The 12280-nt window shown below is 39.0% G+C and carries 3 protein-coding genes, 1 tRNA gene, 4 rRNA genes, 1 pseudogene and 1 other annotated feature; of the genes and pseudogenes, 1 reads left to right on the top strand and 8 read right to left on the bottom strand.

Translation table 11 applies throughout. From position 1 onward, the window contains the following. Positions 1-573, bottom strand: a sequence feature (23S ribosomal RNA rRNA prediction is too short). Between the two features lie 223 nt (positions 574-796). The 3 genes from CRIB_RS12505 to CRIB_RS12495 form a co-directional block, all read right to left on the bottom strand. Continuing rightward, positions 797-2301, bottom strand: a 16S ribosomal RNA gene (locus CRIB_RS12505). 371 nt (positions 2302-2672) lie between these two features. Beyond that, a complete protein-coding gene (locus CRIB_RS12860) occupies positions 2673-2936 on the bottom strand; it encodes a helix-turn-helix domain-containing protein (protein WP_180703731.1) in 264 nt (87 codons plus the stop codon). Between the two features lie 2037 nt (positions 2937-4973). Beyond that, positions 4974-5177 (bottom strand): hypothetical protein, encoded by a 204-nt coding sequence (locus CRIB_RS12495; protein WP_180702561.1) that lies wholly within the window; start codon positions 5175-5177, stop codon positions 4974-4976. Between the two features lie 582 nt (positions 5178-5759). Between CRIB_RS12495 and CRIB_RS12855 the strand changes: the two are divergent. Then, a pseudogene (locus tag CRIB_RS12855) lies at positions 5760-6002 on the top strand (IS3 family transposase); the annotation flags it as partial. A 254-nt stretch (positions 6003-6256) separates the two neighbouring features. Here the strand turns inward: CRIB_RS12855 and rrf are convergent. The 5 genes from rrf to cwlD all read right to left on the bottom strand — a co-directional run bounded on the left by rrf (position 6257) and on the right by cwlD (position 12241). Then, a 5S ribosomal RNA gene (gene rrf / locus CRIB_RS12485) occupies positions 6257-6373 on the bottom strand. A 138-nt stretch (positions 6374-6511) separates the two neighbouring features. Beyond that, positions 6512-9409 (bottom strand): 23S ribosomal RNA (locus CRIB_RS12480). 152 nt (positions 9410-9561) lie between these two features. After that, positions 9562-9637, bottom strand: a tRNA-Ala gene (locus CRIB_RS12475). Between the two features lie 112 nt (positions 9638-9749). Continuing rightward, positions 9750-11254: ribosomal RNA gene (locus tag CRIB_RS12470) — 16S ribosomal RNA — on the bottom strand. The 16S, 23S and 5S rRNA genes sit together here with 1 tRNA gene alongside, the layout of an rRNA operon. Before the next feature lie 267 nt (positions 11255-11521). After that, positions 11522-12241 (bottom strand): N-acetylmuramoyl-L-alanine amidase CwlD, encoded by a 720-nt coding sequence (cwlD, locus tag CRIB_RS12465; RefSeq protein WP_243633531.1) that lies wholly within the window; start codon positions 12239-12241, stop codon positions 11522-11524. Between the last annotated feature and the right edge of the window lie 39 nt (positions 12242-12280).

Raw genomic sequence — 12280 nt, 5'->3', positions numbered from 1 at the left:
TCCCACAGCTTGTAAGTGCAGGGTTTCAGGTTCTATTTCACTCCCCTCCCGGGGTTCTTTTCACCTTTCCCTCACGGTACTATGCGCTATCGGTCACTAGGTAGTATTTAGGCTTGGAGGATGGTCCCTCCTGCTTCCCACAGGGTTTCACGTGTCCCGTGGTACTCTGGATCATACTAGTAGCTTTCTCGTTTCAACTACAGGGCTATTACCTTCTATGGCGGAGCTTTCCAACTCTCTTCATTTACGATATTGCATCCATGTTGTATGTCCGCAACCCCAACGAAGTAAACTTCATTGGTTTGGCCTGTTCCGCTTTCGCTCGCCGCTACTTACGGAATCGAATTTCTTTCTCTTCCTCCGGGTACTTAGATGTTTCAGTTCCCCGGGTTCCCCTCGCTAAGCTATGTATTCACTTAACGATACTTAGACATTACTCTAAGTGAGTTTCCTCATTCGGAAATCTTCGGATCAAAGTTTACGTGCAACTCCCCGAAGCTTATCGCAGCTTATCACGTCCTTCATCGGCTCCTAGTGCCAAGGCATCCGCCCTGCACCCTTAATAACTTGACCAGTTATTAAAAGTGTAATTTTAAAGACTTTTCTTGTCTATATATGTTTAAAATGATGTCATATCACTAAATGTTATGCAGTTTTCAAAGTGCTAACGCACTTCGCTACCTTCCACTCACATTCGTTCGTGCCTAGGTGCTCAAAGTACTTATTTTGGGCTTCGCCCTCTTTATGAAAGTTTTTAATAAACCCTCAAAATTAAACAGTAGGTAATTCTCCTTAGAAAGGAGGTGATCCAGCCGCACCTTCCGATACGGCTACCTTGTTACGACTTCACCCCAGTTATTGATTTCACCTTCGACACTCGCTTCCCAAAAGGGTTAGCTAAGTGGCTTCGGGCGCCCCCAACTTCCGTGGTGTGACGGGCGGTGTGTACAAGACCCGGGAACGCATTCACCGCAGCATTCTGATCTGCGATTACTAGTAACTCCAGCTTCATGTAGGCGAGTTTCAGCCTACAATCCGAACTGAGAATGGCTTTAAGGGATTAGCTCCGCCTCACGACTTGGCTGCCCTCTGTACCACCCATTGTAGCACGTGTGTAGCCCTAAGCATAAGGGGCATGATGATTTGACGTCATCCCCACCTTCCTCCAGGTTATCCCTGGCAGTCCCTCTAGAGTGCCCAACTTAATGCTGGCAACTAAAGGCAAGGGTTGCGCTCGTTGCGGGACTTAACCCAACATCTCACGACACGAGCTGACGACAACCATGCACCACCTGTCACTTCTGTCCCCGAAGGGAAAGATGCGATTAGGCATCGGTCAAAAGGATGTCAAGCTTAGGTAAGGTTCTTCGCGTTGCTTCGAATTAAACCACATGCTCCGCTACTTGTGCGGGTCCCCGTCAATTCCTTTGAGTTTCACTCTTGCGAGCGTACTTCCCAGGCGGAGTACTTAATGCGTTAGCTGCGCCACCGAAGGGGGTAACCTCCGACAGCTAGTACTCATCGTTTACGGCGTGGACTACCAGGGTATCTAATCCTGTTTGCTCCCCACGCTTTCGTGCCTCAGTGTCAGTTACAGTCCAGAGAGCCGCCTTCGCAACTGATGTTCCTCCTAATATCTACGCATTTCACCGCTACACTAGGAATTCCACTCTCCTCTCCTGCACTCAAGTTCCCCAGTTTCAAAGGCTTACTACGGTTGAGCCGTAGCCTTTCACCTCTGACTTAAGAAACCACCTACGCACCCTTTACGCCCAGTAATTCCGGATAACGCTAGCCCCCTACGTATTACCGCGGCTGCTGGCACGTAGTTAGCCGGGGCTTCCTCCTCAAGTACCGTCATTATCTTCCTTGAGGACAGAGCTTTACGACCCGAAGGCCTTCATCGCTCACGCGGCGTTGCTGCATCAGGCTTTCGCCCATTGTGCAATATTCCCCACTGCTGCCTCCCGTAGGAGTTTGGACCGTGTCTCAGTTCCAATGTGGCCGATCACCCTCTCAGGTCGGCTACTGATCGTCGCCTTGGTAAGCCGTTACCTTACCAACTAGCTAATCAGACGCGGGTCCATCCTGTACCGCAAAAGCTTTGATACTTCTACCATGCGATAAAAGTATTTTATCTCGTATTAGCATACCTTTCGGTATGTTATCCGTGTGTACAGGGCAGGTTACCCACGCGTTACTCACCCGTCCGCCGCTCTTTACCGAAGTAAATCGCTCGACTTGCATGTGTTAGGCACGCCGCCAGCGTTCATCCTGAGCCAGGATCAAACTCTCAAATAAAAGTTGTTACCTGCTCAGACTAATCATTTTCTGAATATCTGGCTTGGTTTGTTTAGTTTCAATTCTATAAATTAACCTACTGTTTAATTTTCAAAGTTCATTTTTACAACTTCTTAAGTTTACCAAATTTGTCTTTATTTGTCAACTTATTTTTTTAAGTTGTTTGTTTCTTCTCTTTTGTGTTCGCCCTTTTCTTAAGGACAAGTATAACTATACCATCTCATTTTTATATCGTCAACACTTTTTTAATATTTTTTTTAGAAATATTTTAATCTGTATTTTAACATTTTAATTTATCAACATAATCCACATATTCTTTCCATTGATATTTCAGAAATACTATTTTATTATTCACATTTATAACATAGTTATCAACAAAATAAATTATCTATATTTTTAACTTCATAGTTATATAATTTTCCCTCCGATACACAATTCATTTTATTGTTTTTATAAATTTCATTTACTATATGAGTTAAATATTTTCCATTGATAAAATTTCTTCTAACTTCTCTTGAAATTGTATAATCATTTCTATTAATATATTTTACTATTTTTCTTATACTCCATCCTAAGTCTAATAGATTAACTATGCAACACCTTTCATCTGGAGTAGTTTTGCCGCTATTATTAATGTAACATAAACTTAGGAGCTATTTTTTGTCCTATTTTAGGTGTTCCGCTTAATATGATAATTCATCACTACAAAATAACTCTAATTCATAAAGTATAATCGAATACATTAAATTAACTCGTTGTGCTAGTTAAATATGATTATTGAAAACACTAGAGACTAGTAAACTATACTTTTATAGTTCAAAAACTTTATATAGTAATTTCAACATGTTTAGTAAAATAACTATCGCAAGAGATTAAATTATATTTTTATTATATAAATATAACTATTAACATAAAGCTTCATTTTACCCTTTTAATCACTATACGATGATAACCTGTTACTATCTTTTATATTCAGCTATTTTATTATTTGTTTTATTTCATTAAACAACATATTATATAACCCTATATGATCTAAAAATACATTATTCATATTATAATAATCTTACTCAAACTTAAAAATTGTATATACATATACTTATCAATCATACTTAAACGTTTAATCTAAAACAATTACTTTTTAGCTATCTTACTTTACATGAGATTCTTTACATATATTCATCATTCAAAAATCTTATGCTACTTCAAACTATTTTGTACATCTATTTATTCCTTGGTTTTAATAGTATCTGAATCTTGATCTGATATACTTTTACCATCTATGAACTTACCACCAAGTACAACAACTATTCATTTTAATAAATTTAAACTTTCAAGTAAAATAGATTTTCTTTATTTAAAAGTTATTCAAATGTAACCCATTTATATTACCATACATCAAATTTATATTTCCTTGTGTACTTCGTAATAGTCTCTAATTCCTCTAATTATAAAAATGACTCTCCTTCAAATAAAATAATGCCCCTTTATAATTTCAAATGTTTTATTTTATCTATATACTCAATAGTATCTACTTCATATCCACCATATAAATTGTGTGTGTATTATCGCATATTATACAATTATATATACCTTCTTATATCCATATAGCGTCTCTTAATCTAGTTACATTTACTACACTATCAAATGTTATATCTAATAATAATATATTGTTTATAAAACCCTCCTCTTTATTTAATTTATCCTATCTAAAACTCTTACTTGCTTTACATCATTAAATCTATCTATAATTACAACTGGGTATTCTGTTATTCTTCTAATTCTTTTAAACCTTATTGAACTTCAATCTTCATTTTTGCTACAACTAAGTCAAATTGTTCCTCGTATAACATCCAAAACACACATATAATATTCTTTGTCCGTGATACCTTTAATTCCCCATACAATAGCTTGTATACAAGTAAACCTTCCTAAAGCACCTTCAGCTTAAATAACCATTAAATAGAATTTAGATCATACTCATTACTTATATACTTTATCTCATATGAGATATTATCTTTACTCCTCGCTTCTATGCTTCTTCACTTTCTTCATGATATTATCTAATTTATTTGACACTTTCAATATTCATTTCTCCATTAAGAGACTACTATTTTTAACCTTTTTACTTTCTTAAAGTTCCATAACCTCTAGGAAGAGTTCTATAAACAAGCCTATCTTTTTATCTAACTCCTTAAATAAATATTCAAAATCCGTATTTTCTTAATTTATTGCTCTATATTTTATTCCTAATCTAGATAAATTAGTTGTCATGAATGGTAAGTTACCCCTTCAACTAACTATTTCTTCACTGCATATATTTCTTGTTACCTTAGTTCCACATCCTATATATATTATCTCTATATCCCATCTTTATGGTATTTATCATTAAATATATCATTTAAAAATTTATAGTTAAAAAATAATCTTTTAATCGAAACTTTATATAATAATTTAAATAAATTATAATTACAATGTTCTTAATTTAAATTTATTCCCATTTATATTTTAAATATAAATTTCTCTCAATTATCTAATTCTTTTTTATGTTAAAAATAAGTTCTCACTTACCATTCTTCCTTATTTGCTAGTATCTATTCCAAAATTTATGCGTAAAAAAGGTATCTAAATTCCTGTTCTAAAATAGCTTGTGTTTAAGTTATGTATAAATACCTTTATTGCTTGATTGTTTTCTGATTTCCTATTTTATATACTTTTTCAAATGCAAAGTGCTGTATTATATTTATTTTATTGTCATTTAAATTGATTTTTTGTCTTACACTTATTCTCTTTTTTACCAAATACACTTTATTTTCACTAAATTTAATCTTATTTTTAGTTCTTCTTCTAATTAAAAAACTATTTATTTTATATATCATTTTTAATCTGTTATTTATATTGTCTATATAAAGCTTTTTAGATGTTTTATATTCTCCCTCATCCAAATTATATTAAAAGAATAGTATACTTTAAAATAGATACTCTATAGTGGATACGAGAAAAAGCGTGTCTATCTATATAGGTTTTTTTTGTATAAAATATTAAATAAAGAGTGATCATAAGATGAGTAAAAAATATTTACATAATTAGAAATACAAGATTTATCTAAAAATAAATATATAAAAACCTAACTTCTAAAGGTATAATCTATACTAATAAATTTAAATTACAGTTTATTGTTGAATATGAAAATATAAAAACTTTAAGAAAAATTTCTGAAAATGAAGGATTTGATCTTGACATAATTAAAATTAAGCACATAGATTTAGCTAGTTTAAGATTAAGAACAGCATATAAGAATAAAGTAGCTTTAGGTTTAGAAGATACTAGAACGTTAAATTCAGGAAGATCACTTAGTAGGGACTTGGCTATTGAAGAAACTCCTGCTAATAAATATGAAGAAATAGAGCATCTTAAAGCAGAACTTGAATTAGTAAAAAAGCTTGAGCTGCAATATAGTATCCATGTATCGTAAAGGAAACTATTTAAATAATACTCCTCAAGAATCATTCTTTGGACATATGAAAAACGAAATTGATTACAAAAACTATAGAACAATAGAAAAACTAAAAATATTAATAGATAATTATATGGATTATTACACTAATGAACGTTATCAGTGGAATCTAAAAAAGTTTACTCCTGTACAATACAGAAATAAGCTTTTAATAACCTTTTTTCTAATATCCTTAACAAAGAGTTAATTTTACTTTCAACCATCATATTGATCTTTCTGATTATTATATATATCTATTGATGCTAACACAACGTAACTTATAATGTCCTTTGGTTATCTTAAAATCCATATTAATATAAAAAGTAACTTTTAAATAATTTATAATTAATATAAAAGCCGCTGATATAAATTATATCAGCGGCATAAACTAAATTTAATTACAATTGTGTTTTAGGATTTATAATATCTTGAATTTATGTCTATAGACAATAAAAAAAGATTACGTGGCTACGTGCTACTCTCCCAGGCGGTCGCCCACCAAGTACCATTGCCGCTAAAGAGCTTAACTTCTGTGTTCGGTATGGGAACAGGTGTATCCTCTTTGCTATAATAACCACATAATCTTTAATTTAGAGTTAATACTCTGAAAACTGCATATCATTTACATATTAATCATTTTATTTTAGCAACCGAAATCTTCCTTATTAATATTTTAATAATGATTTGGTTGGCGATATAAACCTTTAGGTTTATTTCTTGGTCAAGTCCTCGACCTATTAGTATCGATAAGCTAAATACATTACTGCACTTACACCTTCGACCTATCAACCAGGTAGTCTTTCTGGGGTCTTACCCTTACGGTGGGAAATCTTATCTTGAAGTTGGCTTCGCGCTTAGATGCTTTCAGCGCTTATCCATTCCGTACATAGCTACCCAGCCATGCCCTTGGCAGAACAACTGGTACACCAGAGGTACGTCCATCCCGGTCCTCTCGTACTAAGGACAGGTCTTCTCAAATTTCCTACGCCTGCGACGGATAGGGACCGAACTGTCTCACGACGTTCTGAACCCAGCTCGCGTACCACTTTAATGGGCGAACAGCCCAACCCTTGGGACCTACTACAGCCCCAGGATGTGATGAGCCGACATCGAGGTGCCAAACCTCCCCGTCGATGTGGACTCTTGGGGGAGATAAGCCTGTTATCCCCAGGGTAGCTTTTATCCGTTGAGCGATGGCCCTTCCATGCGGTACCACCGGATCACTAAGTCCGACTTTCGTCCTTGCTCGACCTGTATGTCTTGCAATCAAGCTTCCTTTTGCCTTTACACTCTTCGCACGATTTCCGACCGTGCTGAGGAAACCTTTGAGCGCCTCCGTTACTTTTTAGGAGGCGACCGCCCCAGTCAAACTGCCCACCTGACGGTGTTCCAAGACCTGATTCAAGGCCTATGGTTAGGATCCCAGTACTACAAGGGTGGTATCCCAAGGTTGACTCCACACAGACTGGCGTCCATGCTTCTTAGTCTCCCACCTATCCTGTACATGTAGTACCAAGACCCAACGTCAAGCTACAGTAAAGCTCCATGGGGTCTTTCCGTCCTGTCGCAGGTACCCGGCATCTTCACCGGGATTACAATTTCACCGAGTCTATTGTTGAGACAGTGCCCAAATCGTTACGCCTTTCGTGCGGGTCGGAACTTACCCGACAAGGAATTTCGCTACCTTAGGACCGTTATAGTTACGGCCGCCGTTTACTGGGGCTTAAGTTCACTGCTTCGATTGCTCTAACAGATCCCCTTAACCTTCCAGCACCGGGCAGGCGTCAGCTCCTATACATCGTCTTGCGACTTAGCAGAAACCTGTGTTTTTGGTAAACAGTCGCTTGGGCCTATTCTCTGCGGCCTGTCATAGACAGGCACCCCTTCTCCCTAAGTTACGGGGTCATTTTGCCGAGTTCCTTAACAATAGTTCTCTCGCTGGCCTTAGGATACTCTCCTCACCCACCTGTGTCGGTTTACGGTACGGGCGCCTTTAAACTCGATAGAAGCTTTTCTTGACAGTGTGAAATCAGCTACTTCGCCCCGAAGGGCTTCCCCATCACATCCTAGCATTGTCTAAACGGATTTGCCTATTTAGACTGCCTCAATGCTTAGCCGTACATAACCAACAGTACGGTTAGCTTATCCTACTGTGTCACTCCATCTCTCAAACGCTTATTGGCGGTACAGGAATATCAACCTGTTGTCCATCACCTACGCCTTTCGGCCTCGGCTTAGGTCCCGACTAACCCAGGGCGGACGAACCTTCCCCTGGAAACCTTGGGTTTACGGCCCGTGGGATTCTCACCCACGTCTCGCTACTCATGCCAACATTCTCACTCGTATACTGTCCACATGTCCTTACGGTCATGCTTCAGCCTGCATACGAAGCTCCCCTACCCATCATAATTGATGCCGTAGCTTCGGTAGTACGTTTTAGCCCCGGAAATTTTCGGCGCAGGATCACTCGACCAGTGAGCTATTACGCACTCTTTAAATGAGTGGCTGCTTCTAAGCCAACATCCTGGTTGTCTGTGCAATCCCACATCCTTTACCACTTAACGTACATTTAGGGACCTTAGCTGACGATCTGGGCTGTTGCCCTTTTGACTATGAATCTTATCACCCACAGTCTGACTCCCAAGTAAAAGAAAACGGCATTCGGAGTTTGATAGTCTTCGGTAAGTGCAATACCCCCTAGGACATTCAGTGCTCTACCTCCGTTTCTCTACGCTTGAGGCTAGCCCTAAAGCTATTTCGGGGAGAACCAGCTATCTCCGGGCTCGATTGGAATTTCACCGCTATCCACAAGTCATCCCCGAGCTTTTCAACGCTCGTGGGTTCGGTCCTCCACGAAATTTTACTTTCGCTTCAACCTGCTCATGGATAGGTCGCCCGGTTTCGGGTCTACGCCAAGTAACTTGATCGCCCATTTAAGACTCGCTTTCGCTACGGCTCCACACCTTAAGTGCTTAACCTTGCTACTTAACGTAACTCGTTGGCCCGTTCTACAAAAAGTACGCGGTCACACAAGTAATGTGCTCCCACAGCTTGTAAGTGCAGGGTTTCAGGTTCTATTTCACTCCCCTCCCGGGGTTCTTTTCACCTTTCCCTCACGGTACTATGCGCTATCGGTCACTAGGTAGTATTTAGGCTTGGAGGATGGTCCCTCCTGCTTCCCACAGGGTTTCACGTGTCCCGTGGTACTCTGGATCATACTAGTAGCTTTCTCGTTTCAACTACAGGGCTATTACCTTCTATGGCGGAGCTTTCCAACTCTCTTCATTTACGATATTGCATCCATGTTGTATGTCCGCAACCCCAACGAAGTAAACTTCATTGGTTTGGCCTGTTCCGCTTTCGCTCGCCGCTACTTACAGAATCGAATTTCTTTCTCTTCCTCCGGGTACTTAGATGTTTCAGTTCCCCGGGTTCCCCTCGCTAAGCTATGTATTCACTTAACGATACTTAGACATTACTCTAAGTGAGTTTCCTCATTCGGAAATCTTCGGATCAAAGTTTACGTGCAACTCCCCGAAGCTTATCGCAGCTTATCACGTCCTTCATCGGCTCCTAGTGCCAAGGCATCCGCCCTGCACCCTTAATAACTTGACCAGTTATTAAAAAGTTATCGCTACTGAACAAACTTCGTATTCACTCAGTTTATTCCAGTGCTTAAAAGTGTAATTTTAAAGACTTTTCTTGTCTATATATGTTTAAAATGATGTCATATCACTAAATGTTATGCAGTTTTCAAAGTACAAACATGGTGGAGATGAGGAGGATCGAACTCCTGACCCCTTGCGTGCAAGGCAAGTGCTCTCCCAGCTGAGCTACACCCCCGTATTTATTTTTACAACGATATATATTTTATAGTATATGTCGAAGATTGTCAATAGAGTTTTTAATTTTTATTAAGAACCCTCAAAATTAAACAGTAGGTAATTCTCCTTAGAAAGGAGGTGATCCAGCCGCACCTTCCGATACGGCTACCTTGTTACGACTTCACCCCAGTTATTGATTTCACCTTCGACACTCGCTTCCCAAATGGGTTAGCTAAGTGGCTTCGGGCGCCCCCAACTTCCGTGGTGTGACGGGCGGTGTGTACAAGACCCGGGAACGCATTCACCGCAGCATTCTGATCTGCGATTACTAGTAACTCCAGCTTCATGTAGGCGAGTTTCAGCCTACAATCCGAACTGAGAATGGCTTTAAGGGATTAGCTCCGCCTCACGACTTGGCTGCCCTCTGTACCACCCATTGTAGCACGTGTGTAGCCCTAAGCATAAGGGGCATGATGATTTGACGTCATCCCCACCTTCCTCCAGGTTATCCCTGGCAGTCCCTCTAGAGTGCCCAACTTAATGCTGGCAACTAAAGGCAAGGGTTGCGCTCGTTGCGGGACTTAACCCAACATCTCACGACACGAGCTGACGACAACCATGCACCACCTGTCACTTCTGTCCCCGAAGGGAAAGATGCGATTAGGCATCGGTCAAAAGGATGTCAAGCTTAGGTAAGGTTCTTCGCGTTGCTTCGAATTAAACCACATGCTCCGCTACTTGTGCGGGTCCCCGTCAATTCCTTTGAGTTTCACTCTTGCGAGCGTACTTCCCAGGCGGAGTACTTAATGCGTTAGCTGCGCCACCGAAGGGGGTAACCTCCGACAGCTAGTACTCATCGTTTACGGCGTGGACTACCAGGGTATCTAATCCTGTTTGCTCCCCACGCTTTCGTGCCTCAGTGTCAGTTACAGTCCAGAGAGCCGCCTTCGCAACTGGTGTTCCTCCTAATATCTACGCATTTCACCGCTACACTAGGAATTCCACTCTCCTCTCCTGCACTCAAGTTTCCCAGTTTCAAAGGCTTACTACGGTTGAGCCGTAGCCTTTCACCTCTGACTTAAGAAACCACCTACGCACCCTTTACGCCCAGTAATTCCGGATAACGCTAGCCCCCTACGTATTACCGCGGCTGCTGGCACGTAGTTAGCCGGGGCTTCCTCCTCAAGTACCGTCATTATCTTCCTTGAGGACAGAGCTTTACGACCCGAAGGCCTTCATCGCTCACGCGGCGTTGCTGCATCAGGCTTTCGCCCATTGTGCAATATTCCCCACTGCTGCCTCCCGTAGGAGTTTGGACCGTGTCTCAGTTCCAATGTGGCCGATCACCCTCTCAGGTCGGCTACTGATCGTCGCCTTGGTAAGCCGTTACCTTACCAACTAGCTAATCAGACGCGGGTCCATCCTGTACCGCAAAAGCTTTGATACTTCTACCATGCGATAAAAGTATTTTATCTCGTATTAGCATACCTTTCGGTATGTTATCCGTGTGTACAGGGCAGGTTACCCACGCGTTACTCACCCGTCCGCCGCTATTTACCGAAGTAAATCGCTCGACTTGCATGTGTTAGGCACGCCGCCAGCGTTCATCCTGAGCCAGGATCAAACTCTCAAATAAAAGTTGTTACCTGCTCAGACTAATCATTTTCTGAATATCTGGCTTGGTTTGTTTAGTTTCAATTCTATAAATTAACCTACTGTTTAATTTTCAACGTTCTTTTTTTATTTTGCCCTTTTCTTAAGGACAAGTATAACTATACCATCTTATTTTTATACCGTCAATACTTTTTTTAATTTTTTTCTTATTTTATTATAAAAAAATAAATTAAGCTATATCTAACTCTACTAGACATAGCTTATTATATCACAATTATGTTTTTTTATACTACTTTGTAGTGAAATAATTTTGAATTCCTGCATATATAGCCCATGCGATTTTTTCTTGATATTTTTCATCAGTCAACAACTTAGCTTCTTTATCATTAGATAAAAATCCACACTCTATTAATACTGATGGTATATCATTATCTTTTAATAAGTATAAATCGTCTCTTGGCTTAACTTCTCTATTATTTGTTTTATCCACTACTCTCTTAAGCTCTTGCTGTATGTATTTAGATAACTTTATAGAATCCTCTTTGCCTTCAGGATAAAAAGTTTGAGCGCCATAGTATTTAGATGCACCTTCACCTGCTAAAGCATTCATATGTATAGATATAAACATATCCGCATTAGATTCTTCTATTATTACCTTTCTATTTTTTAAATTTTCATTATATTTTTGCCTTGTAGTCTTTTTACCATCTTCTACATATAAACTACTATCATCTTCTCTGGTAAGTATAACATGTGCACCACTAGATTCTAATAATTCTCTAATCTTATGTGTAATAGCTAAATTAATATCTTTTTCCAATATAGTTTTGTCATCATTTAGAGTACCCGAATCTATTCCCCCATGGCCTGCATCTAATATTATCACTTTATTAGTAACTGGCATGTACTTCATTACGTCCTCAGAGTTTTCTTTTATTTCATATATAGAGGCTGTCATCAAAATTAAAGCTACCATCACAAAGATTACGTGTTTTATGTACTTTTTCAAATTATCACCCTGTACATTTATATTAAAAAAGACCTTGAA

The organism is Romboutsia ilealis (assembly GCF_900015215.1).
Classification (GTDB): Bacteria; Bacillota; Clostridia; order Peptostreptococcales; family Peptostreptococcaceae; genus Romboutsia; species Romboutsia ilealis.
This window is presented reverse-complemented; position numbering and strand designations above follow the sequence as displayed.